General features: G+C 61.0%; 30 protein-coding genes, 1 tRNA gene and 1 pseudogene. 17 read left to right on the top strand and 15 right to left on the bottom strand.

Annotated features, from left to right (window positions below; translation table 11 throughout):
- The first annotated feature begins 5 nt into the window (after positions 1 to 5).
- A complete protein-coding gene (locus GGR20_RS05210; RefSeq protein ID WP_183310191.1) occupies positions 6 to 1,244 on the top strand; it encodes a GNAT family N-acetyltransferase in 1,239 nt (412 codons plus the stop codon).
- On the opposite strand, the gene radC is transcribed toward GGR20_RS05210, so the two are convergent.
- Together radC and map are read right to left on the bottom strand one after the other, a co-directional pair.
- Positions 1,230 to 1,958, bottom strand: coding sequence for a RadC family protein (radC, locus tag GGR20_RS05205; RefSeq protein WP_183310190.1), 729 nt, complete (start codon positions 1,956 to 1,958; stop codon positions 1,230 to 1,232). The two genes, GGR20_RS05210 and radC, sit on opposite strands and share 15 nt — an antisense overlap.
- Positions 1,958 to 2,791 (bottom strand): type I methionyl aminopeptidase, encoded by an 834-nt coding sequence (map, locus tag GGR20_RS05200; RefSeq protein WP_183310189.1) that lies wholly within the window; start codon positions 2,789 to 2,791, stop codon positions 1,958 to 1,960. The genes radC and map overlap by 1 nt, the downstream gene beginning before the upstream one ends.
- Positions 2,792 to 2,906: 115 nt before the next feature.
- Here map and GGR20_RS05195 point away from each other — a divergent pair, with 115 nt between their 5' ends.
- From GGR20_RS05195 to GGR20_RS05180, 4 genes and pseudogenes are all read left to right on the top strand, one after another.
- Positions 2,907 to 3,680 carry a competence/damage-inducible protein A gene (locus GGR20_RS05195; protein WP_183310188.1) on the top strand — a complete coding sequence of 258 codons (774 nt, stop codon included), beginning with the start codon at positions 2,907 to 2,909 and terminating at the stop codon, positions 3,678 to 3,680.
- Positions 3,681 to 3,755: 75 nt separating this feature from the next.
- Positions 3,756 to 4,253, top strand: a complete 498-nt coding sequence (gene gpt / locus GGR20_RS05190; protein ID WP_183310187.1) for a xanthine phosphoribosyltransferase — start codon at positions 3,756 to 3,758, stop codon at positions 4,251 to 4,253.
- 61 nt (positions 4,254 to 4,314) lie between these two features.
- A pseudogene (locus GGR20_RS05185) lies at positions 4,315 to 5,679 on the top strand (phage minor head protein); the annotation flags it as partial.
- Positions 5,676 to 6,395: a hypothetical protein gene (locus GGR20_RS05180; protein WP_183310185.1), complete on the top strand. Its 720-nt coding sequence runs from the start codon at positions 5,676 to 5,678 to the stop codon at positions 6,393 to 6,395. The pseudogene GGR20_RS05185 and the gene GGR20_RS05180, both read left to right, overlap by 4 nt.
- A gap of 26 nt (positions 6,396 to 6,421) precedes the next feature.
- Here GGR20_RS05180 and GGR20_RS05175 read toward each other — a convergent pair whose 3' ends face one another.
- Complete coding sequence (locus GGR20_RS05175; protein WP_183310184.1) at positions 6,422 to 7,021, bottom strand: chemotaxis protein CheW; 600 nt, start codon at positions 7,019 to 7,021, stop codon at positions 6,422 to 6,424.
- Positions 7,022 to 7,104: 83 nt separating this feature from the next.
- A tRNA-Leu gene (locus GGR20_RS05170) sits at positions 7,105 to 7,189 on the bottom strand.
- Positions 7,190 to 7,266: 77 nt separating this feature from the next.
- Here GGR20_RS05170 and GGR20_RS05165 point away from each other — a divergent pair.
- Together GGR20_RS05165 and GGR20_RS05160 are read left to right on the top strand one after the other, a co-directional pair.
- A complete protein-coding gene (locus tag GGR20_RS05165; RefSeq protein WP_183310183.1) occupies positions 7,267 to 7,647 on the top strand; it encodes a RidA family protein in 381 nt (126 codons plus the stop codon).
- Positions 7,647 to 7,931: an ASCH domain-containing protein gene (locus tag GGR20_RS05160; RefSeq protein ID WP_183310182.1), complete on the top strand. Its 285-nt coding sequence runs from the start codon at positions 7,647 to 7,649 to the stop codon at positions 7,929 to 7,931. The genes GGR20_RS05165 and GGR20_RS05160 overlap by 1 nt, the downstream gene beginning before the upstream one ends.
- Before the next feature lie 3 nt (positions 7,932 to 7,934).
- Here the strand turns inward: GGR20_RS05160 and GGR20_RS05155 are convergent, their stop codons facing one another.
- Positions 7,935 to 8,624 carry an RluA family pseudouridine synthase gene (locus tag GGR20_RS05155; RefSeq protein ID WP_246349453.1) on the bottom strand — a complete coding sequence of 230 codons (690 nt, stop codon included), beginning with the start codon at positions 8,622 to 8,624 and terminating at the stop codon, positions 7,935 to 7,937.
- Between the two features lie 160 nt (positions 8,625 to 8,784).
- A complete protein-coding gene (locus GGR20_RS05150; RefSeq protein ID WP_183310181.1) occupies positions 8,785 to 9,111 on the bottom strand; it encodes a rhodanese-like domain-containing protein in 327 nt (108 codons plus the stop codon).
- Between the two features lie 98 nt (positions 9,112 to 9,209).
- On the opposite strand from GGR20_RS05150, the gene GGR20_RS05145 reads away from it, so the two are divergent.
- The gene (locus GGR20_RS05145; RefSeq protein ID WP_183310180.1) at positions 9,210 to 9,653 is read left to right on the top strand and encodes a MarR family winged helix-turn-helix transcriptional regulator; all 444 of its coding nucleotides are present in this window, start codon (positions 9,210 to 9,212) and stop codon (positions 9,651 to 9,653) included.
- A 47-nt stretch (positions 9,654 to 9,700) separates the two neighbouring features.
- Here the strand turns inward: GGR20_RS05145 and GGR20_RS05140 are convergent, their stop codons facing one another.
- Positions 9,701 to 10,225, bottom strand: coding sequence for a dihydrofolate reductase family protein (locus GGR20_RS05140; RefSeq protein WP_183310179.1), 525 nt, complete (start codon positions 10,223 to 10,225; stop codon positions 9,701 to 9,703).
- Between the two features lie 123 nt (positions 10,226 to 10,348).
- Here GGR20_RS05140 and GGR20_RS05135 point away from each other — a divergent pair, with 123 nt between their 5' ends.
- From GGR20_RS05135 to GGR20_RS05120, 4 genes are all read left to right on the top strand, one after another.
- Positions 10,349 to 10,885: a methylated-DNA--[protein]-cysteine S-methyltransferase gene (locus GGR20_RS05135; RefSeq protein WP_183310178.1), complete on the top strand. Its 537-nt coding sequence runs from the start codon at positions 10,349 to 10,351 to the stop codon at positions 10,883 to 10,885.
- Positions 10,886 to 10,901: 16 nt separating this feature from the next.
- Complete coding sequence (locus GGR20_RS05130; RefSeq protein ID WP_183310177.1) at positions 10,902 to 11,789, top strand: CHAD domain-containing protein; 888 nt, start codon at positions 10,902 to 10,904, stop codon at positions 11,787 to 11,789.
- Positions 11,790 to 11,795: 6 nt separating this feature from the next.
- The gene (locus GGR20_RS05125; RefSeq protein WP_183310176.1) at positions 11,796 to 12,281 is read left to right on the top strand and encodes a CYTH domain-containing protein; all 486 of its coding nucleotides are present in this window, start codon (positions 11,796 to 11,798) and stop codon (positions 12,279 to 12,281) included.
- A 268-nt stretch (positions 12,282 to 12,549) separates the two neighbouring features.
- On the top strand, positions 12,550 to 12,918 hold the full coding sequence (locus tag GGR20_RS05120) for a DUF1622 domain-containing protein (protein WP_183310175.1): 369 nt from the start codon (positions 12,550 to 12,552) through the stop codon (positions 12,916 to 12,918).
- Here GGR20_RS05120 and GGR20_RS05115 read toward each other — a convergent pair whose 3' ends face one another.
- Together GGR20_RS05115 and GGR20_RS05110 are read right to left on the bottom strand one after the other, a co-directional pair.
- Complete coding sequence (locus tag GGR20_RS05115; protein WP_246349467.1) at positions 12,919 to 13,428, bottom strand: gluconokinase; 510 nt, start codon at positions 13,426 to 13,428, stop codon at positions 12,919 to 12,921.
- Positions 13,429 to 13,450: 22 nt separating this feature from the next.
- The gene (locus GGR20_RS05110; RefSeq protein WP_183310173.1) at positions 13,451 to 14,224 is read right to left on the bottom strand and encodes an SDR family oxidoreductase; all 774 of its coding nucleotides are present in this window, start codon (positions 14,222 to 14,224) and stop codon (positions 13,451 to 13,453) included.
- Positions 14,225 to 14,564: 340 nt separating this feature from the next.
- On the opposite strand from GGR20_RS05110, the gene gndA reads away from it, so the two are divergent.
- Positions 14,565 to 15,983 carry an NADP-dependent phosphogluconate dehydrogenase gene (gndA, locus tag GGR20_RS05105; protein WP_183310172.1) on the top strand — a complete coding sequence of 473 codons (1,419 nt, stop codon included), beginning with the start codon at positions 14,565 to 14,567 and terminating at the stop codon, positions 15,981 to 15,983.
- A 73-nt stretch (positions 15,984 to 16,056) separates the two neighbouring features.
- Here the strand turns inward: gndA and GGR20_RS05100 are convergent, their stop codons facing one another.
- From GGR20_RS05100 to GGR20_RS05085, 4 genes are all read right to left on the bottom strand, one after another.
- Positions 16,057 to 16,539, bottom strand: a complete 483-nt coding sequence (locus tag GGR20_RS05100) for a GNAT family N-acetyltransferase (RefSeq protein ID WP_183310468.1) — start codon at positions 16,537 to 16,539, stop codon at positions 16,057 to 16,059.
- A complete protein-coding gene (locus GGR20_RS05095) occupies positions 16,517 to 17,854 on the bottom strand; it encodes an MFS transporter (protein ID WP_183310171.1) in 1,338 nt (445 codons plus the stop codon). Before GGR20_RS05095 ends, GGR20_RS05100 begins: the two co-directional genes overlap by 23 nt.
- An 87-nt stretch (positions 17,855 to 17,941) precedes the next feature.
- Complete coding sequence (locus tag GGR20_RS05090) at positions 17,942 to 19,120, bottom strand: FAD-dependent monooxygenase (protein WP_183310170.1); 1,179 nt, start codon at positions 19,118 to 19,120, stop codon at positions 17,942 to 17,944.
- A gap of 8 nt (positions 19,121 to 19,128) precedes the next feature.
- On the bottom strand, positions 19,129 to 19,374 hold the full coding sequence (locus tag GGR20_RS05085; protein WP_183310169.1) for a zinc-finger domain-containing protein: 246 nt from the start codon (positions 19,372 to 19,374) through the stop codon (positions 19,129 to 19,131).
- A 129-nt stretch (positions 19,375 to 19,503) separates the two neighbouring features.
- Between GGR20_RS05085 and GGR20_RS05080 the strand changes: the two genes are divergently transcribed.
- From GGR20_RS05080 to GGR20_RS05070, 3 genes are all read left to right on the top strand, one after another.
- Positions 19,504 to 20,274: an alpha/beta fold hydrolase gene (locus tag GGR20_RS05080; protein ID WP_183310168.1), complete on the top strand. Its 771-nt coding sequence runs from the start codon at positions 19,504 to 19,506 to the stop codon at positions 20,272 to 20,274.
- Positions 20,275 to 20,355: 81 nt separating this feature from the next.
- Positions 20,356 to 21,183 carry a serine O-acetyltransferase gene (cysE, locus tag GGR20_RS05075; RefSeq protein ID WP_183310167.1) on the top strand — a complete coding sequence of 276 codons (828 nt, stop codon included), beginning with the start codon at positions 20,356 to 20,358 and terminating at the stop codon, positions 21,181 to 21,183.
- A 116-nt stretch (positions 21,184 to 21,299) separates the two neighbouring features.
- Positions 21,300 to 21,518 (top strand): DUF3126 family protein, encoded by a 219-nt coding sequence (locus GGR20_RS05070; RefSeq protein WP_104894041.1) that lies wholly within the window; start codon positions 21,300 to 21,302, stop codon positions 21,516 to 21,518.
- On the opposite strand, the gene GGR20_RS05065 is transcribed toward GGR20_RS05070, so the two are convergent.
- A complete protein-coding gene (locus tag GGR20_RS05065) occupies positions 21,515 to 22,243 on the bottom strand; it encodes a hypothetical protein (protein ID WP_183310166.1) in 729 nt (242 codons plus the stop codon). The genes GGR20_RS05070 and GGR20_RS05065 overlap by 4 nt on opposite strands.
- Before the next feature lie 68 nt (positions 22,244 to 22,311).
- On the opposite strand from GGR20_RS05065, the gene GGR20_RS05060 reads away from it, so the two are divergent.
- The gene (locus tag GGR20_RS05060) at positions 22,312 to 22,632 is read left to right on the top strand and encodes a DUF6949 family protein (protein ID WP_183310165.1); all 321 of its coding nucleotides are present in this window, start codon (positions 22,312 to 22,314) and stop codon (positions 22,630 to 22,632) included.
- Positions 22,633 to 22,739: 107 nt separating this feature from the next.
- Here the strand turns inward: GGR20_RS05060 and GGR20_RS05055 are convergent, their stop codons facing one another.
- Complete coding sequence (locus GGR20_RS05055; RefSeq protein WP_183310164.1) at positions 22,740 to 23,363, bottom strand: transglutaminase-like cysteine peptidase; 624 nt, start codon at positions 23,361 to 23,363, stop codon at positions 22,740 to 22,742.
- Positions 23,364 to 23,491: the final 128 nt, after the last annotated feature.

Genomic DNA, 23,491 nt, shown 5'->3' with positions numbered 1-23,491 from the left:
GCATTTTGAGCGCGAACACCCAAACTATCGCCCGGGCGATGAACGACGTTGCGAGCCAAGGCAGCATGGCGGGCGCTGCCATGGGCGCGCATGCCGGCATTTCGGTGCGCGTGACCAACCGGATCGAGGATGTCGAGGCAATCTGGCGAAGCCTTTCCACCGCGGGTTTGGAATCGCCGGGCCAAAGCTACGATTTCATTCGGCTCTGGGCGGCCGATCGCCAGATTCCGGTTTCAGACCAGCATTTTGTCGTGGGCGAGGTCGATGGGTTTCCGGTTGCGTTGCTGCCGTTGCAGTTCAAGCGTGTCCATGGCGTGCGCCTTTACACCTGGTTTCCCGGTCCGCATGCCGGCTGCTATGCCCCACTGACCGACACGCCGCGCCTCGAAGCGTTGGGCGCATCGGGCCGGTCGGCCCTGTGGCGCTCCATGATCGGGGCGCTCAAGGGCGCCGATCTCGTCTATCTGCGCTCCATTCCCGACCGGATCGGGGAGGCCGAAGGGCTGTTCGATGAATTGGGCGAAGCCCTCTCCGTTGAGACGCTCTACCGCGCCCGGTTCTCCTCCTGGGAGCAATGCGATCGCGAGCAGAGGAGCCGTTCCCGCCGCAAGCATGACCGGCAGCAAGGCGATCGACTGTCTGCATTGGGCGAAGTCGGCTTCGAGGTGGTCAGCGATCCGACTGAAGCCCATGCGGTGCTCGACACCATGTTTGCCCAGCGTTCCGCCCGTTTTCGCGCCCAGGGCATTCGTGACATTTTCGTGTGCGAGAACATGACGAGCTTCTACCACGCTGCGCTGGAGCCCGAATCCGGTATCGATGTGCGGCTACATGTGCTGCGGCTCGAGGGCCAGATCGTGGCTGCGCGTTACAACATCGTCATTGGGGACCGCATGTTCTGCCTGATCTCGTCGATGAGTGATTGCAGCCGCATCCAGTCCGGTTCACCGGGCAAGCAGTGCCTGTTGCGGGTGATGCAGAGCGTGTTCGACCAGGGCATGTCAGTTTTCGACATGGGCGCCGGCTTTACCGATGAAAAGCGCCATTGGTGCAATGAGCGGGTGCCGTTGCGGCAGCATTACATCCCGCTCACACCGCTGGGCCATCTGGTGGTGCTGGGCCACAGCAATTTCCAGCGCCTACGTGCCTGGGCCAAGGCCAATGCGAGCGTCAAGTCGGCGCTGCGTTCGGTCCAACAGTTCCGCGAATCCGTAATCGGCAGGGGCCGGTCAGATCAACTTTAAGCTGCGCAGGGATGCATGTCCCGACTTGCCGATGATGATGTGGTCGTGCAGCACGATGCCCAGCGGCTTGGCGATGTCCCCGATCTCCCGGGTCATGCGAATATCGGCAGAAGAGGGAGCTGGATCACCGGAAGGGTGATTATGCACCAGGATCAATGCGGTGGCCGAGAGTTCCAATGAGCGTTTGATGACTTCGCGCGGATAGACAGGCGTGTGGTCGACCGTCCCTGTCTGCTGCACCTCATCGGCAATCAGCCGGTTCTTCTTGTCGAGAAACAGAATGCGGAACTGCTCGATCGGCTGGTATGCCATCTGGCTGCGGCAATAATCGATCAACTGGTTCCAGGACGAAAGGATGGGCATGTCGTGGTCGATGCGGTCGCGCCCAAAGCGCGCGGCAACCGCCTGGATGACCTTGAGATGGGCGATTGAGGTGGGACCCAGCCCGTTGATCTTGGCGAGCCGGGTTTCGCTGGCGTTGAACACGGCCGAGAACGAGCCAAATTCGCGCAGCAGGGTCTTGGCGAGCGCCTTGGTGTCCTTGCGCGGAATGGCTAGTTGCAGCGCCAGCTCGAGCAGTTCGTAGTCCGCCAGGGCATCGCCACCCAGCTTGAGGAAGCGCTCCCGAACGCGCTGGCGATGGCCGGCGTGGTCGTTGGAGACGGCGGGCGCCGGATGAGTGGCCTCGGCGAAATCGTCGGGCCGGTCGCTCATCAGGCGCTCCGGCTGGCCAGGGGGTTGAACAGACCCGCCGGCGAGAGCGTGAAGATCTCACAGCCGGTTTCGGTGATGCCTATGGAATGCTCGCATTGCGCCGAGAGCGTCCTGTCGCGGGTCACGGCGGTCCAGCCATCGGAGAGGATTTTGACGTGCGGACGCCCCAGATTGATCATCGGTTCGATGGTGAAGATCATGCCGGGTTTGAGTTCGGCGCCGGAGCCGGGCGTGCCGAAATGCAGGATATTGGGCTCGTCATGGAACAGCCGCCCCAGCCCATGCCCGACAAAATCGCGCACCACGCTCATGCGTTCGGCTTCCGCCACCGCCTGAATGGCCGCGCCGATATCGCCGGTGGTGTTGCCCGGCCTGGCTGCAGCGATGCCTGCTTCAAGCCCGGCATAGGTCACTTCGATCAGTCGCTCGGCCTTGCGGGAAATTTCGCCGACCGGATACATGCGGCTGGAATCTCCGTGCCAGCCATCGAGCACCAGAGTGAGATCCACATTGACGATATCGCCCTCGCGCAGCGGCCTTTCATCGGGGATGCCGTGGCAAACCACATGGTTGATCGAGGTGCAGACTGAGTGCCGGTAGCCCTTGTAGAAGATCGTCGCCGGAACAGCGCCGTGGTCTCGGGCAAATTCATAGGCGACGCGGTCTATGGTCGAGGTGGGCACGCCGGCTTCAACAAATGGGGTGATCTCGTCCAGCGCCCGCGCGGTCAGCGTGCCTGCGCGACGCATGCCCTCAAAGCCTTCCGAGCCATGCAGCGGAATCACGCCGGCCGTGCGGCGGGCTTTGGCGGTGGCGTCGACGTAAGTGATCATGCATGTCTCTCCTAGAGACAAAATAAGGTCTTAAACCGGCGAAGGGAAGGGCGGTGAACCGTTGACTCGTCGCGGGCGTAGAGGCATCCACAACTGCCTCGAGGAAAAAGCAGCGATGACCCAGTCAGAATCCCGTATTACCGCCGGCATGATCGTGATCGGTGATGAGATCCTTTCCGGGCGCACCAAGGACGTCAATATCGGCGCGGTCGCTGATTTCTGCACCGATCTGGGTATCGATCTCACCGAGGTGCGGGTGGTGTCCGACGAGATGGACGCCATTGTCGAGGCGGTGAACGCGCTGCGCGCTCGATATACCTATGTATTTACCTCCGGTGGGATCGGCCCGACCCATGACGACATCACGGCGGACGCAATCGCCAAAGCTTTCGGCGTTGCCCTGCCGATCAATGCCCAGGCACGCGCCATGCTGGAGACGCGCTGGAAGCAGACCGGCACCGAGGTCAACGAAGCCCGATTGCGCATGGCGCGCATTCCCGAGGGCGCGGACCTAATTGTCAATTCGGTGTCCGCCGCACCCGGATTCCGCATTGGCAATGTGCATGTCATGGCGGGGGTGCCGATCATCATGCGCTCCATGCTGGAGGCGCTGGCGCCGACGCTCAAGGGCGGCAAGAAGGTTTCATCCCTCGCCATCCGGGCTGCGGTCGGCGAGGGAACCCTGGGTGGTCCGCTCGGCGTGCTGCAGGCCGAATATCCGGACGTCAAAATGGGCTCTTACCCGCAAATGGGCAAAGATCGGGTGATGACTGAGCTGGTGCTGCGTGCCTCCGACGAAGCCCGGCTGGCCGAAGCGGCGGAGAAGGTGCGCGCAATGGTCGCCGCTGCCCATGAAAAAGCCGGCATCGCTCCGCCCGACGCGGAATGATTGGCGTTTTCGCTTCGCTTTGCTAAGGACAGGTCAAATATCGATACTGGGGCCGTGCCCCGCCAGGAGAGCAGCGTGAGCAACCCCAACGAGAAATCCTTCCCCGTCACCTGGGATCAATTCCATCGCGACAGCCGGGCCCTTGCCTGGCGGCTGGCCAGCATCGGTCCTTTCGATGCCGTTGTGGCCATTGCCCGTGGTGGCCTCGTGCCGGCTGCCATTGTCGCGCGCGAGCTCAATATTCGTACCGTAGAAACGGTGGCCGTCAAAAGCTACGATCACCAGAACCAGGGCGGTATCAAGGTGCTCAAGGAAATCAGCCAGCCCGTGCTCGACATCGCGCGCAACGGCGGCAAGGTCCTGATAGTTGACGATCTGGTCGACACTGGCGCCACCGCCCGCGTCGTCCGCGACATGCTCCCCGGCGCCCATTTCGCCACGGTCTATGCCAAGCCCAAGGGGCGCGAACTGGTTGACACCTTCATTACCGAAGTCAGCCAGGATACCTGGATCTTCTTCCCCTGGGATCTCGACGTCGCCTATGTGGCGCCGATTTCAGGCGGCACGGACTGATCGCCAGCCCGCTTATCCCCGCCTTCTGAACCCATGAGACCCTGCCTTCGCAGTTACGCGAGGGCAGGGCATGGGGAAACTTTCCGCAAGACTTCAATCAGGCCGCAAGGCGCTGGCACGCATTGCCGAGCGAAGGGCCTTTGAAAGTTACATACGTCGCGGTCGTGTCCCCAAGACGCTCGCTGCACTTTCCGCGGCAGCATCCGATGAACGAAAATTCCTCTCGCTATGCGCTGGCCTCTCGACCAAAGCGCTGAGCAACGGCAAGGCGACCACGCGCTACACTTGGCGCACGGTCGGCGATGGCAAAGTGCGCGATGCGCATGCAGCGCTCGCGGGGCAGGTCTTTTCCTGGTCGTCGCCACCTCCGAGCGGCCATCCCGGCACGGACCACAATTGCCGCTGCTGGGCCGAGCCATACTTTGGCGATCCGGCGGTGCCGGATTCGCTTCTCGCCCTAACGCGCAACCGCCACGTGGTCACTGACCCGGCGAAGAGTGTAGCCAGCATCGAGACGCTGACCCGACCGGATGGCAGCATTGCCGCATCGACGATTAGGATGGTCGATGGCACCGGCATCAGTGCCGTCTTCCAAGGATCAAGTGTTTCGCAACTGGTCTCTTTTCCCGATGGGGCGTCCTACCAGTCTCTAAGACTTGACGAGGCCCGCGAGGTCACGGTCCGCCAGGATGGGGAGACCCGTTTGCGGGTGGCGTGGCTGCGGCGGGCTCTGGCGCCAAACCTCCTCCCACCCTTGCCTGCGCTGGGGCCATTGCCGACGGCAACTCCCAACGATCCGGGCAATCCGTCTCTGGTGGAGATCACTGCCGCGCCTTGGGCAACCATGCTTCGCGGAGTTCTTGAGCTCTATAATGCGGCGGTGGCGGCACCAGATGCCCTGGGCGTGGGCGAAGGCGACCGATCGGTCGTCGCTTTCAAGATTTGGACTGGGGGGACAAATGGGGAGGTCGTGAGCCTCAACCAGGAAACGTTGACGCAAGAGCAGGTGGCCGAGGTCTGCGAATTCCTGCCAGATGTTCAGGCCCAGACCAATGAAGCTGCGACTGAAAACCTGCCTCAAATGGCGACTATGACTCCTACAGAGTGGGGCAATTTGGTGCATTGGGCGATCTACAATCGCATTCGGGCACTCAAGGTGGCCCACCCTGCAGCGTTCGCGAATGTGTTTCCCGAGATCACGGTGGACGAGAGCAGACAGGATAGCTCTGAGGACGATGGTCCTAAGTATGGGCAAGCTAAAACTAGCCGCCTAGATATTCTCGAGAAGGTCAGTGCTTCTACTTATTGCGTCTATGACGTGAAAACTGGAAAATCGGGCCTGACACAAAAACGTTTGCTCCAGCTCTTGGATAAGTTGCCCAAAGGAGTGCTCGTCTACATTATGGAAGTGCGACCTTTCGAATGACCACGGCCGCGCAGATGAAGTTCTTGTCCCAGCAATTTTTGGGCCGGCATACTGAATTTATCTTCCATCAACGGGCGCTTATTCGTTTGCCTGTTCGCCATGTCCTTGTAAAATTTTCTTTCGATCGGACGTCGCTGCCGATGGAAATCCGGACAACGTGCGGCGCGTCGTTGATGTGCTGTCCGCCACCTTGGTCTCGTGGCGGGATTGGCCACACATTGGATCGCGCGTCGGGCTTTCGTGACGGACCAAATTTCGTCGCTGAGTTCACAGAAGAACTGGAGCGCGCCAATCGAGAAGTTCTGGTGCGCTTTCAAACCCTTCAAGACGTCATGGACTATCCACCCATCCCATTTCCGGGCAAGGAAATGGATCGCATCACTCGGTCCACTCTTCTTGCGACCCTTGGCAGGTTTGAAGAGGCAGCCAGCCTCCTGGCCCCTTGGATTCCAGGGGAGCGTGGCTGGCTCAAAATGAATGAAGGTATTATCCGAAAGCACTATCGCAAGGGCAGCAAGTCTTGGCACCGGCAACAGGATTCACACGACAGGGTCTCTGAACATCTGGCCCATGTGGAGAAACTGCACGGACTGCTGGCAGCGGGCGACCCCGGACCAATCGCGGCCTTGCTAAACGAATGGGAAGCCATCGGTGCCAGGATGCGTGGCATAGAGCGCTATTGGGACCCATCGCCGTTTCCGTTCGAGTTCGCATGAGCGCGGCACTTCTGGGCGCGGTGTGACTAGGCCTGAATTTCGTCTACAAAGACGAACTCGGCCTCATCGACATCCGAGCCGCTATCATCGTCCGTTGTTTCGTGGGACAGGACAGTCTTGGCACCAGCGATTTCCACCGCTTCGCGCAGCACTGTTTCCTCGTCCAGGATCGCCACCAGCGTGTCGCCCTGACGGGCAATGCCGCCCAGGAACCGGGCTGCCGAGCCTTCGATCTGCGGCACCGGCAGAATGTCGTCGGCTTTGATGTCGATAATGTCAGAGACGCTGTCGACGAGCAGGCCCATGTCGTGGCCCGCAACCTTGAGCACCAGGATCACCTGGCCCTCGTGCTGGGTGCTTCGCTCGGAAGAGCAGCCGATGCGCAGGGCCATATCGTGGATCGGCACCACCCGCCCGCGTATTTCGATCACCCCGAGCACATCCGGTTTCCGCCCGGGCAAGGGCGTCACCGGGCTCCAATTGCGGATTTCGCGCATGGACATGATATCGACGCCGAAATTCTGCCCCGCACAGGCGAAGGTGATGAATTGCCGCGTATCGGCGTTGACCTCCGCGCCGGGCGGGGTCTCAAATTCGTCTTCCAAATTCTTTGGCAGGGCCGACATCGCTACGCCTTACTCGATAATTTGGGGCAGACAACTGGCCCCATGGTCATCATTGTCGAGAAAGGTTTCGGCAAGCTTAGCGCTGGTGCGGGCGGCGGGAATCGAACCCGCAAGGCTATCGCCGAGGGATTTTAAGTCCCTTGTGTCTACCAATTCCACCACGCCCGCTTGGCTCGGTGCCTCGTGTTTGTCACAAGCTTTTCACCAAGACAATTGTACTCATGCGATTCTTCCCCGGAGGCCACATGATCGAACGCATTGAAACCGGCATTGCGCCGTCCTCGGCGCCTATCAATGACGCTGTGCGTGCGGGTAAGCACCTGTGGCTGGTCGCCATTGCCGAAGATCCTGTCAGCGGCGAGATCGTTGAGGGCGGCATTGAAGCGCAGACGCGGCGCTGTATCGACAATCTTGCACTTGCGCTGGGGGCCGCCGGCGGGAGTCTGCGCAATCTTGTCATGGTGCAAATTTTTCTCACCGACAGCGCCGATGCTGCCGGCATGAATGCGGTCTATCGCGAATATTTCACCGAGCAGCCTTATCCCGTCCGCGCCACCGTGGTGGTCAAGGAATTGCTGGCCGCAGGGCTCAAAATCGAAATGACCGCCACGGGGGTGCTCGACTGATGCTGCTCAAGCGCGATCTGCTCGAAGACATCAAGGCCGGAAAGGTCGATCTCATCTTCCGCCGCTGGAACCGGCCGACGGTGAAGGCTGGCGGGACGCTAAAGACCAAGGTGGGCTTGCTCGCTATCAAGTCGATCACCGATATGACGCCCGAGGATGTGACCCAAGCGGAAGCCCAACGTGCCGGCTTCAAGGACGTCGCCGATTTCCGCCGCTGGCTCGACACCATGAAGCAGGGCGAACTGTTCCAGCGTATCGAGGTGGGGTATCTGGGCGAGGCGTAGAGCCTAGAACGGCGTCGGCGCCACGAATGTGGTAGAGACCTCGGTCGTGGGGTGGGCGAAGCCAAGTTCTGCGGCATGCAATTGCAACCGGTCGGCGGCCGCCAGGTCAGCGCCTTCGGAATAAAACGCATCGCCCAGAATCACATGGCCGATGGCCTTCATGTGAACCCTGAGCTGATGCGTGCGCCCGGTGAGCGGTATCAGGCGTACTCGCGTGGCGTTATTTTCGCGCTCGATCACGTGCCATTCGGTCTGCGAGGCGCGGCCATGGTCGTGGTCGACCCTCTGACGCGGCTTGTTGAGCCAGTCGGTGGCCAAGGGCAGGTCAATCAGACCACTGTCCTCTTTGATGACGCCCGATACCCGCGCGATATAGCTCTTGGTGGTCTTGCGGTGCTCGAACTGGCTGCCAATGCGGCCATGGGCGCGCTTGTTGAGCGCCAGTACCAGAACGCCCGAAGTGTCCTTGTCGAGCCGATGGCACATGCCTGCGCTGGGGTAGGTCTGGCGGGCACGATATTCGACACAGTCCCACAGGCTCGGGTCTTTGCCCGGCACGCTGAGGAGGCCCGATTGCTTGTCCACCACCAATATGTCGTCATCGACATGGATGATGTTCAGGTAGGGATCAGTGGGCGGGAAATAGTCTTTGAGTGTGGGCATGGCGGGCATCAGGCCCTGTAGCAGAGACATGAGACATTTTCCAATCGCCTGTACGACAATTGAACATATAGGGCACCTGACTTTCCCGCGCATTGTGGCGGAGGACTGAAGCGGCCATCATGCATCTGATGCCCGGCGCAATGAGCAAGGACGCGTTGCGCCGGGCTATTTTGCTGTTCAGGGGCGACGCTTAGCGCTCAAGCTTGAGGCCCGCGTCGGCCCAATCCTTTTTGCCGCCGGTAAAGATGGCGATATTGGAATAGCCAAGATTTGAAAGCTCGCTGGCGGCTTCGTGCGAGTTAGCGCAGGTGTCGGAAGCACAATAGATAACGACCGGCGCATCCCTGCGAGCGACGTGCGACTGCGCAGTGGCCGCGACTTCCGCCGGTGGCATCATGATGGCGCCGGGCAGGTGCCCGTGGTCGAAATATTTCTTGTCCAGCGCCTCAAACACAATCGGTGGATTCTTGCTCAGCATGGCCTGCGCGAGGTCCGAACGCGATACTTCCTTTGTCATTTGGCTCTCCTTTTGGTAGGAATTGCAATTGTTGCATGTGCAAATATACAGAAACGAAAAGTGATTGCAAGTGCAATTAAATATGAAGAGAGGCGACGATGACGGACAATGAGCGGCAACGTTCGGCCTGGAGCCAGCTATTGAGCACCCATGCGCTGACCTTGCGGGTCATTGAGGGGAAGCTCAAAGCGGCAGGGCAACCACCTCTGGCCTGGTACGATCTGCTACTCGAACTCGAGCGCGCAGGGGGCGAGATGCGGATTGGCGACCTCGCCGAGCGGTTGGTGGTAGAGCGTTACAACATGACGCGGCTGCTGGATCGCATGTCGGACGACGGGCTCGTCGAACGAAGGCCGGACCCGACGGACCGGCGGGGGGCGCTGGCTGTCATCACGCCGGCGGGCATGGCGCGGCGCGCCGATATGTGGCCACATTACCGGACGGCAATCGACGAAGCCTTTTCCGACGCGCTGACTGGTGTGGAGGCGGCGGCGCTGGCGGCAACCTTGCGCAAGGTGAAAGCGCATCTAAAGCGGGATTAGCGACTTGTGGGCCTGGGGCTGGTCCACAGTTTGCCGGTGGACCAATCTCAGAAGCGATAGTGCAGTCGCACGCAACCCTTGCTCATCGGCTTTGCCGACACCAGTTTGGGCGATGCCTGGTACCCGGTGGCAGGAAACAGCGGCGTCCCGCCGCCCAGAATTTCGGGCATCACATAGATCTCCAATTCATCCAGCGCACCGCGCTCCATGAACGCCATCTGCAGGCGACCGCCGCCAAGCATCCAGACATCACCATCATCAAGCCCACGCAATTCGGTGATTAGCGCGCCAATATCGGACCGGGTCTCGAGCGGCCCCTTCGGGTCTTCGATGGGGCGCGAGGTCACAACGATGCAGCGCTGGTCAGCATATGCCCAGGGGGCTTCTTGTGCGGCCAGCCAGTCATAGGTAGCGCGGCCCATCGCCACGGTCCGGATCGACTTGATGAATGTGCGGTAGTCGTGCTCGCCCAAATCCATGCCGTCATATTTGAACAACCAGTCCAGGCTGCCCTTAGCATCGACAATGAAGCCATCCAGACTGGCTGCGATATATCCCAGAATGCGTGCCATGCGGTCCTCGTTTGGTGGTCTGCGCCGGTTTGGCCTGAGTGCGCGACAGAAGTTGTCAGCAAAGGTCAGGGCAGGGCGCATGCCCATCTGGCGTCCGCTTGAGCAGGCGCATATGCTTTGGCCATGGAAACTGTAACTTTCGAGACAGCACTGGGATTGTTCGGCCTTGGCTGGACCGAGCGCGGACTGGCCAGGGTGTTGCTGCCCGATACCTCGCAAAAGGCGATGTTGGAGCGTCTTGGGCGGGACGGGGCGCAGCCGGGGGAGCCGACGCGGATGATCGTCAGTTTGATGAACCAGATCGAGGATTATGCCGAAGGGCTCGAAGTGCATTTTAGTGACGTCCCGCTGGATCTGGCCGGGGTCACCGGCTTTCACCGCAGGGCCTATGCGCGTCTGGTGCAGGTGCCTTGGGGGCAGACCATCACCTATGGCGCGCTGGCGCATGAGCTGGGCGATCCCGGCCTGTCACGTGCCGTGGGGCAGGCCATGGGTGCCAATCCCATCCCGCTGGTTATCCCGTGCCATCGGGTGCTGGCCAGCAATGGCAAGCCGGGCGGATTTTCGGCGCCGGGTGGCACGGTCACCAAGGTGAAGATGCTGGCGATGGAAGGTGTCAATGTCGGCACACCGGCCGGTCAGATGAGTTTCGGGTTCTAGTCTTCGGGTTCCAGTCATGGCCTACGCCTTCAAGCAGTCCAGTGGTGTTGCCGGCCAGGTGCGTGACATCGCCATTGAGCAGATCGATAAGGCCCTGGAGGCGATTGCTGCCAATGAGGACTTTGATCAGACCGTCCATACGTTGCGCAAATCGTGCAAGAAGCTGCGCGCTCTGCTCAAGCTCGTGCGGCCGGTCTTTGCCGAGTATGAAGTAGAGAACGATGCCTTTCGCGCCATCGCCGATCGATTCTCGGTGGCCCGGGATGCAGCCGCGATGGTCCAGACCATGTCGGGGCTAGTGGACAACTCCGGCGGGCAGCTCAGTCTCGATAAGGCGGGCTCGGTTGCGCTACTTGACCGGCTGCGGGAGCGCGCCCGGCATCTGCGCCAGCAAATGGGCGAAGAGGAATTGCTGACGCTGGCGGCCGCCGATTTCAATGATGCGCGCACGCGGGTGCCGGCCTGGCAGTTTGACGCCTCGGGCATTGGCATCGTACAGCCGGGTCTCAAGGCAGGATATCGCCGTTTTCGCAAGCGGTTGGCTAAGGCACGCAAGACGCCCGAGGGGGAGGTGGTGCATGAGTGGCGCAAGGCCACCAAGGTCTGGTGGTATCACATGCGCCTCTACGAGCGCACCGCGCCGGCAATCATGGAAAATCTCTGTGTGAGGCTCGATGAATTGGGCGAAACCCTGGGGGATCACCACAATCTGATGGTGCTGGCGGACTGGATTGTCTCCACGCGCGCCCCTGGTGACAGCGCTGCCGATTCCTTGTTGACGATCATCGCCGAAAAGCAGGCGTCGCTGAGTGACAGGGCCTTCGATCTCGGCGAGCAGCTGGCTGCCGAACGCCCGGGCGCGGCGTCTGAGCGGTTCGATGCTTATTGGCAGCTTCTGGAATAGAGCGAGATGGCCGAGGAAATCGAGCGGAAATTTCTGGTTGTCGGGGATGGGTGGCGACAGGCAGTCACGGGCCAGAAACGTCTCTTGCAGGGCTATCTGTCAAGCAATGCCAAGGCCACTGTGCGCATCCGCATCGCGGACGATCAGAAGGCAGTCCTGACCCTCAAGGGTCCGGCTGATGGGATCAGCCGCGCCGAGTTCGAATATGAGGTGCCGCTGGACGATGCCCGGCAAATGCTCGCCCTGGCGCAGCCAAACGTGGTCGAGAAGACGCGATATCTGGTGCCGCATGGCGGGTTGACCTGGGAAATTGATGTCTTTGCCGGCGCTCATGGTGGCCTGATCGTGGCTGAAGTGGAGTTGGAGGCGGTCGATCAGGCGATCGACACGCCGGCCTGGGCAGGCCTAGAGGTCAGCCATGATGACCGATACGCCAATGCGAGCCTGGCGCGGGTGCCCGGTGTCCCCTCTATTGACCCTGACGCAGCGTAAGGGACTAGTGCGTCGTCTCGCGGAGGATGCGGGACCATGAACAAGACCTATGCCGGCAATCAGCTTGCCCGGCTTGCCGGCGTTTCGGTGCGCGCTGATTTTAGCGCCCGCTACGAGGCGATTGAAACAGGGTTTGCCGACTTACGTGGTTGCCGCAATGCGGTCCTGGTCGCGCCGCCAGAGCTAGGCTGGCACAATAGCCGGTCCAACTCGGTGGATCGCTCTGGCGGCTGGTGCGTTGGACCAACATGTCAGGCAAGGGGGAAACATGACCGGGGATCTGCTGCTTATCATTGTGCGCACGGTGGAATGGTTCGGTATTGCCATAATCGTCGTCGGCTTGATTACCGGAACCGCGCGGTTCCTGATGCAATTGCGCAATCGGGATGCCCATGACCGGTTTCGCGCCTACCGGGCCGATATCGGCCGGGGCATTCTGGTTGGGTTAGAGGTTCTCGTCGCGGCCGACATCATCGCCACCGTGGCAATCGAGCCGACGTTAGACAGCCTTGCCGTGCTAGCCGGCATTGTGGCGATCCGGACATTCCTCAGCCTGTCACTGGAAGTGGAAGTCAGCGGCCGCTGGCCGTGGCAGCAAACCTCACGTGAAGTCGCTGAGCGGCAGAATTCGCGATGATTATTGCCAGCGCTTGAAACTCTTTAGGTGATCGAGCTCGCCGGTGATGGTGCGCACGATCTTGTCGACGCTGTCGGTTACGGGCACGTGCAAGGTGTTCTCGGTCGCCGGATCAGGCACTTCGAGCGTGGCGAACTGGCTATCGAGCAGGCTCGTCGGCATATATTCATGGCTGCGCTTGGCCATGCGCTCGCCGATGACCTCCCTGGTGCCGTCGAGGTAGACAAACAACACTGGTTCGCCGGCCTTTTCGGTAATGAAGTCGCGATAGATGCGCCTGAGGGCCGAACTGGCGCCGATAGCTACGTCCTTTTTCGCTGCTGCCTGGGTGAGGGCCGCCGTGTGTGCTTCCAACCAGGGCCAGCGATCTTCGTCGGTCAGCGGCGTACCGGCACGCATTTTCTCGACATTGGCCTCGGGATGAAACTGGTCGCCATCGAGGAATGGCGCATGCAGGGTGCGCGCGAGTGCTGCTCCCACAGTAGATTTTCCCGATGAGCTGACGCCCATCACGACGATGATGCGGGCCGGTTCAGACCGTGGCTGTGAAGGCGCCGTCGACATAGAGAATGTGTCCATTTACGAAACTGGAAGCGTCGGATGCGAGAAAGATTGCGGCGGGGCCCAGTTCCTCGACCTCGCCCCAACGGCCCATGGGGGTGCGCTGCTTCACCCAGCCATCAAATGCCGGGTCGGCCATGAGCGTGGTGTTAAGATCGGTCTTGAAATAGCCCGGTGCAATGGCGTTGATGTTCAGCCCGCGCGGTGCCCAGTCAGCTGCCATGCCACGCGTGAGGTTGGCAATTGCCGCTTTTGCGGCGCCGTAAGGCGCGGCCGTGGGGCGGGCGTGATTGGTCAGGATCGAGCAGATATTGATGATCTTGCCCGTGCCGCGCTCCAGCATGTGCTGGGCAACAGCCTTGCTGACCGAGAAGGTGGAAACCACATGGGCGCTCAGCATGGCCTCGAAGTTCTCGTGGCCATACGTTTCCAGCGGCCCGCGGATCTGCATGCCGGCATTGTTGACCAGAATGTCGATGGGGCCAATCTGTTCCTCACAATGGCCGATGGCCTCGGCGACACTGTCGGGACTGGTTACATCGAAGGCCAGTGCCGAGACCTTGGCCCCGCTTGCGGCCAGATCGGCTGCGGCCTTGCCCAATGCCACTTCGTCTCGACCGTTGAGCACCAGTTCTGCTCCGGCGTCAGCCAGGGCAGTTGCCATGGCGAAGCCCAACCCGCGGCTGGACCCGGTCACCAGGGCCCGCCGGCCGGTGAGGTCAAATTGCGCTATGCCCCGCTTCATTGTTGGCCTTATCCTCCCAGTATGGCACCGTCCCCTTCGGGTGTTAGAGGACGCACCGATGCGATGCAAGGTTGGGGGGCGCGGCGCCGGACACATCGATTGTCATCGACCTGCCGCGCAGCAGGGTGGTTGAGCTGATCGAGACCTCATATTGCGAGGTCTTGGCGAGGTGGAGCTTGGGAGGCGATTGACTTGATCTTCCATACAAGGTGTGCGATCTGGCCGGAAATTGTGCAATCCGCCCTTCCTTCAAGGCGCGGATTGTGGTCATTTCCCGCCCGCGTGTCGTGCCCTCAAGCGCATGAAGTGAACACGGAAGAAATTTAGAAGGACTGTTTGTATGTCGACAGCAGATATCGGCCTTATCGGCCTGGCGGTCATGGGTTCCAATCTGGCCCTGAACATTGCCGAGAAGGGCTACACTGTTGCCGTTCACAACCGGTCAGCGGGCCGTATTGACGAGCATATGGCCGACGCCAAGGCCCAGGGCCTGGATGGCAATACCATCCCCAAATATGACCTGGCCGAATTCGTCCGGACGGTAAAGGCGCCGCGCTCGATCATCATCATGGTCAAGGCCGGCAAACCGGTCGACGATATGATCGAGCAGCTTCTGCCCCATCTGGAAGCGGGCGATGCCATCATCGAATGTGGCAATTCGCTGTTCACCGATACCCAGCGCCGCTTCGACTATCTCAAGCCCAAGAATATCGGCTATCTCGGCGTCGGCGTCTCCGGCGGTGAAGAGGGTGCCCGCCATGGTCCCTCAATCATGGTCGGCGGCTCCAAGGAGCAGTGGCACAATGCCGAAGCGGTGCTGACCGCCATTGCCGCAAAGTTCAACGGTGAAAGCTGCTGCGCCTATCTCGGCGAAGGCGGCGCTGGCCACTTCGTCAAGACCATCCACAACGGCATCGAATATGGCGACATGCAGATGATCGCCGAGGTCTATGGCGTGATGCGCGATGGCCTGGGAATGTCGCCGAAGGAATGCGCAGACGTCTTCAAGGAGTGGAACAAGGGCCCGCTCAATTCCTACCTCATCGAGATCACCGGCCATGTGCTGGATGCCGTCGATGACCAGACCGGCAAGCCGCTGGTCGAATTGATCCTGGACAAGGCCGGCCAGAAGGGCACTGGCGTCTGGTCTGCCATTGCCGCCCAGCAGATGGGCGTGCCGGCCACTGCCATCGAGGGTGCCGTAGCGGCCCGCTCGATCTCGTCGCGCAAGTCCGAGCGCGTTGCTGCCGAAGGCATTTATGGCAAGCCGAACCGCGCGAAGACTGAGGTGACCCTGGCCGATCTCGAGAAGGCGTTGCTCGCTGGCAAGATCGTCTCTTACGCCCAGGGTTTTGCCGTTATCGCCAAGGCTTCGGAAGAAAATGGCTGGGCATTGCCGCTGGCGACCATCGCCAAAATCTGGCGTGCCGGTTGTATCATCCGCTCGCGCTTCCTCGATCAGATGGCGTCCGCCTATGACAAGGGCGAAGCGGTCAACCTGCTGGTCGTGCCCGACTTCGTCGAGATCATGAAGGACAGCCACCCGAGCCTGCGCAAGGTGGTGGCTGCCGCTGCCGTGGGCGAATTCCCCATGATCTGTCTTTCGGCGGCGCTGAGCTATTTCGACAGCTACCGCCAGGCGCAGGGCACCGCCAATCTCATCCAGGGCCAGCGCGACTTCTTCGGCGCGCATGGCTTCGAGATCGAAGGCCGCGGCACCGACCTGCACGGCGACTGGCCGTCTACGCTCGGCAATTGAGCGTCGTCATCGCGCTGCAAAAGCCCCGCCTCGGCGGGGCTTTTTCGTATCTGTCCGCACGAACGGCGTATCCTCAGAGCGTGCGGAACATCACATAGCTATCTACATAACCATGCACGGGATGGTTGAAGGCCTTGGGCAACGTCCCGACGATTTCAAAGCCCAGCTTCTGCCATAGCGCTACGGCGCCGGTGTTGGTCGAAACCACGTGATTGAACTGCATGGCACGAAACCCGCGTTCACGAGCCTGTTCGAGTGAATGCAGGCACATGGTGCGGGCTACCCCCTTGCCGCGTGCCTCGGGTGCGGTCATGTAACCGCAATTGGCCACATGGGCACCACCACCAGCCTGATTGGCCATGAGGTAGTAGGTGCCAACGATCTGCCCGTCGATCTCGGCGGCAAAGACGTCATGGGCCGACATCAGCCAATAGGCCCGGACGCCTTCGTCGCTCAGATTGGTGTCAATGGCATAGGTCTCGCCAGCATCCAGCACCGGTTTGACAACGCGCAGCAAGGCTGGCCAGTCGGCCTCAACGGCGGGGCGGATCGTTATTGTCATCATCGTCCTCAAGCGGCGCCACGCGCACCTGGCCCGGCGGTGGAATCTCGGGTGCATGCGGATGATCGGCAATGCTCGGACGGCTTCCCAGCTCAAAGCGCCACGCGGCAATCGCAAAGATAATCAACGCGACCGCTACGCTGGCGCTGGCGGCGATGAAGGGTGCGCCGGGGAAATAGCCATGGGTACCGGGGGTGGTGGTGTAATAGGAGAAAATCTGTGTCGCCGCGAGCGGGCCGATGATCGTGGCGAGCGAGCTGGCGGCATTGACCGCGCCCTGCAACTCGCCCTGGCTATTGTCCGGCACCTGCCGGGATAGCACGCCGTTGATGGCAGGGGGGGCAAGGCCACTGATAGTTCCGACCAGAATGGCGAGGTAGAGCATATATTCTTCGGTCGAGAAGGCGACGCCGGCAAAGGCCGCGATTGCCGCGAGAAGGCCGATCATGGCGACGGCTGGTTCGCCAATACCGCGCGACATCGGCCCGGCCAGAACGGCCTGGCTGATGGCAAAGCCCAGACCGAACGCTCCCAGAGTGCGGCCAATGATCGAGGAGGTGAAATTGAACACTTCCACGGTGAAATAGCTGAACACTGTCGGCAGGGCCTGGGCCGAAAGCTGAAAGAAGAACAAGACGGCCAGCAGCCAGAGTACAGAAGGATATTTCTTGAGGGCCAGCACCGCGCCGAGCGGATTGGCGCGACGGATATCAAATTTGCGGCGCGATGATTTGGGCAGGCTCTCAGGCAAGACAAACAGGCCGAACAGGAAATTGGCAAAGGCCAGGCCTGCGGCGGCAAAGAAGGGAACCCTCGGTCCGAATTCACCCAGTTCGCCACCGAGCACCGGGCCGATGATGAAACCCAGCCCAAAGGCGGCCCCGATCAGGCCGAAGCGGTGAGTGCGCTTATGTGGCGGGGTTATATCGGCCATATAGGCGGTGGCTGTGGCCAGTGCCGCCCCGGCAATGCCGGCAATGATGCGGCCGATGAACAGATACCAGACGAAGGGGGCGATCGACATCATAAGATAGTCGAAGGTCAGCCCCAGCAGCGAAAGCAGTAGCACCGGACGGCGCCCGAAGCGGTCGGAAAGATTGCCCAGGACCGGGGAGAAGACGAATTGCATGAAGGCGTAGGCAAACACCAGATAGCCGCCAATCACTGCGGCCTGCGCAACGCTACCGCCGGTCAGGTCCTCAAGCAGTTCGGGCAGGACCGGTACGATAATGCCCACACCGATCATGTCGATCAGGATGGTGATCAGGATACAGGCCAGGGTCAGGCGAGAGCGAGTCGCGGCTTGCATGCGGTGGGTATTACCTTTTCTTTGATCCACCGGAATGGTGCGACGCAATTGACACGGCAGAAGCCGACAAGGCAAGGCCGGAGCCGATCACGGCGTGGGACTGTCGCCAACGTCGTGAGAATAGACCCATGCGAGCCGCTTGAGATGGGCTTTTGGTCCCTGCAGCCGCATGACAATGTTCCGTGCCAGGCTGAACGGCCAGGCCATATGAAAGATACGCCCATTCTCCGCCGAAAGTGCGGCAATGCGACGGGCGCGGGGCTGCCGGATGCCGGCATATCGGGAAAAGGCCGCTTCGGCCGATTCAGTTCCCATCAGCAGTGGCGCCAGTGTTGCAGCGTCCTCGATGCCCATGGCCGCGCCCTGCGCCTGGAAAGGCACCATGGCGTGGGCGGCATCACCGATGATACCGATATTGCCCAGATGCCAGAGCGAGGTTTCCACGGTGTACATGGGCCAGGCGGTCCAGTTTTCTGCCGCCGCGGCCAGCAGCGCTTCGACCCTTGGGCCGGGGTGCTTTGGCCGGGGCTGCGCGCCTTCTGGTGGAATGGCGCCGGGCGTGAACAGGGCCAGATTGACCTGACCGCGATGGGGCAGGGGGTAGCAGACCAGGTGAAAGCCGCTGCCGAAAAAGACCGAAACGCGGTCCAGGGCGATCTGTCCGCCGATCGAATCGGCTGGCACAAGCGTGCGCCAGGCAATGCGGTTACGATATTGGGCAGCGGGGCCGTCCAGCACGCCAAGGCGGGTCTGGGAATGGACGCCATCTGCCCCGATGAACCCATCGGCGCGGGCGTTGCGGCTTTGCCCGCTGGCTTCATCGATGGCCACCGTCACGCCGCGGGCGTGGGACACTACGTCCCAATCGCGCACGCCGAATAGAATATCGATATTGGCGAAACGTCGGCAAGCTCTGTAAAGCAGGCTGGCGAGGTCCGCCCGATGCATGACGGCATAAGGCGCGCCGAAGCGCTCGCGGATGATCGCTCCGAGTTCCATGCTGACCAATGGGTGCCGGCCGCCCTGCGCAAAGACATCGAGCGCGGCGGGTTCGAGGCTGGTCTTATCAATCGCGTCGTCCAGCCCGAGCCGATCAAGCACGCGGCGGGCATTGGGGCTGATTTGCAGCCCCGCGCCAAACTCCTGGATCGTCGGGCTGCGTTCAAGCACCACCACCGTCGCGCCGAACTTGGCCAGCGCGAGCGCCAGGGTCATGCCGGAAATGCCGGCGCCCGCAATGATATAGCTGCGGCCCGAACTGGCCATGAGGCTACTCAGGCGGCGTTGGCCTTGAAGATGGCCGTGGCCGGGTTGGCGAGACCTTCGCCCAGCTCAGCCTTGTAGATATAGAGCGTGGAGCAATAGGGACAGACGATTTCGTCGTCCTTGCCCATGTCGAGGAAGACATGAGGATGATCAAACGGGGGGAGGGCGCCGACGCACTGAAATTCCTTGGACCCGATCTCGATGCTGCGCAGGCCTTCGGTGTTGTGAAAATGCGGGGTCGAGCCGTGTGCCATGGTCGGGAACCTGGAGTGTGTTTGATTTGGCGCGACCATAGCCAAAGGCCTCATTCAAGAAAAGGGCAAAGGGAGCTTGATTTTGCGTCCTGAAGCCGCAACACCCGAGGGACTGAAAAGAGGATGCCTATGCCCAGCTTCACCACATCCGGCCTGTCGATCGCCTATGAGGTTGCCGGACAGGGGCCGCCGGTCCTGCTCATCCACGGCTTTGCCTCCAGCGGCAAGGTCAATTGGGTCGATACCGGCTGGGTGGAGACGCTGACCGAAGCCGGTTATCAGGCGATCACGCTGGACAATCGTGGCCATGGCCGGTCGGACAGGCCGCATGATCCCGAGCTTTATTATCCGACGCAGATGGCCGAGGACGCCCTCGCGCTGCTCGATCATCTAGGAATCGAGAAGGCGGCGGTGCTGGGTTATTCCATGGGCGCCCGGATTTGCGCCTTCCTGGCGTTTCATCATCCCGAGCGGGTGGTTGCCGCAATCCTCGGGGGCATGGCCATGAACCTGATCAACGGGTTGAGTGACGGCAATGACATCATTGCCGGACTGCGGGCCCCGGATCTGTCAGATCTGACCCATCCAACGGCTCGGCAGTTCCGCATCTTCGCCGACCATACCGGCTCGGATCGAGAAGCACTGGCCGCTTGCATGGAGACCTCACGGCAGCCCATGGCGCGCGCCGATGTTCGGCGTATCGAAGTGCCGGCGTTGGTGGCAGTAGGCGAGGAAGACGAAATGGCGGGTGGTCCTGAGGCACTGGCGGCATTACTGCCGCAGGGTGAGGCACTCGTTATCCCCAGGCGCGATCATATGCGGGCGACCGGCGACAAGGTGTTCAAGGCAGCGGCACTGGAGTTTCTGAGCAAACATTGCTCCAGCGTGCCGATTTCGTGAACCAATTGGGCACCTTTGGCTTTGAACAGTGAAATGATGTAGCCTATATCGGCATCTATCGATGAAGCGGAGACTCGCGACATGAGCGGAAATGCCAAGATTTCCCCCCAGATCCAGGCGGTTGACCCGGTCTGGGAGGCTGTTCGTGCTGGCGCTCGTCAGGTGCTCGACAATGAGCCTTTCCTGGCCAATCTAGTTCTCTCCACCATTCTCAATCACGACACTTTGGAAGAGGCGCTGGCGCACCGTCTGGCGACGCGTCTCGACCATGAGGATGTGTCAGCGGACATGATCCGCCAGGGCTTCGCAGAAACCCTGCGCGACCATCCCGAAATCGGTCAGGCTGCCCGGGTGGATCTTGCGGCCACGCTGGAGCGGGATCCGGCCTGTCACCGAGCCATCGAGCCGCTGCTCTATTTCAAGGGCTATCAGGCGATCCAGACCCATCGTTTTGCCCACGCGATGCTCAAATCGGGGCGTCGGGATTTTGCGCTCTACTTGCAAAGCCGGTCGAGCCAGGTGTTCCAGGTCGATGTCAACCCGGCCGTGCCCATGGGCAGGGGCGTCATGCTCGATCATGGCACCGGATTGGTGATCGGCGAAACTGCCGTTGTGGGGGACAATGTTTCCATCCTGCAAAATGTCACGCTGGGCGGCACCGGCAAGGCGGATCAGGATCGTCACCCCAAGATCGGCAATGGCGTGTTGATCGGCGCCGGAGCCAAGGTTTTGGGCAATATCAAGGTCGGTGATTGCAGCCGCATCGGCGCAGGGTCCGTCGTACTCAAGGAAGTGCCGCCGCGCACGACTGTGGCTGGTGTGCCAGCGAAAGTGATTGGTGAGGCTGGTTGCGCACAGCCCGCACTTGTGATGGATCAAATGGTGCTGGTTCACGACGGGTCAAAATAGCGCCGGGGCAAGCTGCTCGGGCCGGTTGTTACCGGTAAATTGGTCCGTGTGGGGGTTGTCAGGCTTCATCGAGACACTAGATTGCCGCCTCAACGCAACCAGCAGGACATGTTTCCGTGAACCACCCCGAGATCATCAAGCTGCAGAAATTTCTGCAACGCACCTTCAACAACCGCAACATTGATGTCCGCCCGCGGCCAAAGCTGAACGATTCCGTTGAAGTGTTCATCGGCGAGGAGTCGATCGGGTTGATCCACCTCGACGATGAAGATGGCGACAAGTCCTATATGTTCTCCATGTCGATCCTGGACATCGACCTGGACGATATCGACTAGGTATCCAACGCGCCGATCTTGCCCAGCCACTGGGCGAGCTCGGCGTCGAACTGACGCCAGGCGACAAGCGCCTCGGCGTCGAAACTGAGGATGGCGGCCAGCCCGTTGGGCAGATGGATCGTCCTCAGACAACGATCCGAACGGCTCGGATCGGGCGCTGCGGCGCATTTGGCGACGAAAGGCGCAGGCGAGAGTGGGTCGTACCAGACCGTTTCGTCGGCATATCCATCGATCGCGAGCAGCGGCTTGCCCACCAGTCCGGGAATGCCGCCCACAGAGTTCTCGGCAAATTGGTGCAGATAAACCGCATCTAGCAGTGCACTGCTGGCGCGCGCGCCGCCGCGTGAGATCAGCGTCACCTCGACCAGTGTAGGCTGCTGGCCGGCGATCAGCGGAAGCGCGAAGACCAGATCGACCTGGCTGACAAAGCCGGGCGTGATGGACTCGCCAAAGCGGAACCAGGCCGTGGGAATGTGCAGTTCCCGCCCGGCGACGGTCTGCGTGATCGGGTCTGCATCGAGCAGGCTCGGTAGGGGGCGCTGCGCGTTTCGAGCCGTCTGGTCAATCAGATAGGCCACGCCCACCGCCACTAGCAGGACAATCAGAGCAATTCCGGCAAGGTTGTAGGCGAGCTGGCCCTTGCTACCTGCCGCAGCGTTCTCGTCAGTGCCTGAGGCCGCCATGGTGGAAATTAACCAGAATTCTCGCTTCGGGGTGACATCCATTAGGGGGCGCAATATGCTTAACAAAGGGTAAATATTCGCGCTGCGTAGGCAGATGGCAGGGGATGGGCATGACCAGAGAACTTTTGCTTGCGGCATTCATCATAGGTGTGGGCCTTTGCATGGCGGGGGCCGGGACGCACCTGTACCAATGGATCACGCGCCAGCAGGCCATGCTGCGGTGGGACGGCCGGTCTTACCTGGCCTCGCTGGGCAATCTGGCGATGAGCTTTGTGTGCGGTCCCTATATCCTGTTGCAGGTAGGCTGGAGCCATGAGGAGGACGGCACGATCTCGATGCCGTCTGTCCTGATCTCGGCCCTGGTGGCTTTTGGTTGGGCCTTTATCACCGGGCTCTTCTTCATGAGCATCTACGTGGCTTTCCGCCCGTAATTTCCGGTTTGCGCTAGATACAGCGAGGCCGGCCACGCTTGCGCATGACCGGCCTGGCTCTTCAGACCCCTATCAGGGATAGGCTTGGGGCGGGGTCCGGAAACTTGTCAGTTGGCGGCAGCGACGACCAGCACCCGGTTGTCGATCATGTCGACCCATTGGCCGGCATGGGCCTGCGACTGGCGCTTGATGAACTTGTAGGGGGTTTCGCTCCAGAGACGAATGGTGCCGGCCTGGTTGTCGAGGACGAGGTCCCCGCGATCTGTTCGAGCGATCAGCACGGCGTGGCCATTGCCATTGGCTTCCTTGACGACGGCGATCATCAGCGTCGAGGGGTGCCAGCCTGAGTTGATCAGGTCGCGGCGCTTGGCGAGCGCGAAATCCTCGCAGTCGCCATAGCCGTTCGGGTAGGTCCAGAACTCGGCGACCTTGTAGAGATCCTGGTCGGTGACCGGAATGACGTTCTGGTTGTAGTAGGCGTTGACGGAAACGAGCTGCTGCCAATTGCGATCGTCCAGCACAGTCGCGGGCTCAACGCGGTCATAGCCGCGGCATTCAGCCGGGTTGGAGTTGCAGAACTCCAGGTGTCCGACTGGGATCGAGGTTGTGCCAGAATTGGTCTGGACATAGGCCACGTTGGTAAGGTCGAGTGCGGCGCTCGGAGCAGCCTGGGCGATTGCGAAGAGAGCGGTAAGTAGCCCTGCTAGCAGTCCCTTCTTGATCAATGTCATGGTGTCGTCTCCCTGATGGAGACCACACTAGGGACGGCCGATTGCCCCGATCCGAAAAGTGCCACGCAGTTTTTATGCGTGTTTTATCGATACTTATAGGGATTTGTTGACCATGATGCGGTGGTGAA

This window comes from Devosia subaequoris (assembly GCF_014197055.1).
In the GTDB taxonomy this organism is placed as follows: domain Bacteria; phylum Pseudomonadota; class Alphaproteobacteria; order Rhizobiales; family Devosiaceae; genus Devosia; species Devosia subaequoris.
The sequence above is the reverse complement of the archived record's forward strand: the minus strand, read 5'-3'. Positions and strand labels throughout refer to the sequence as shown.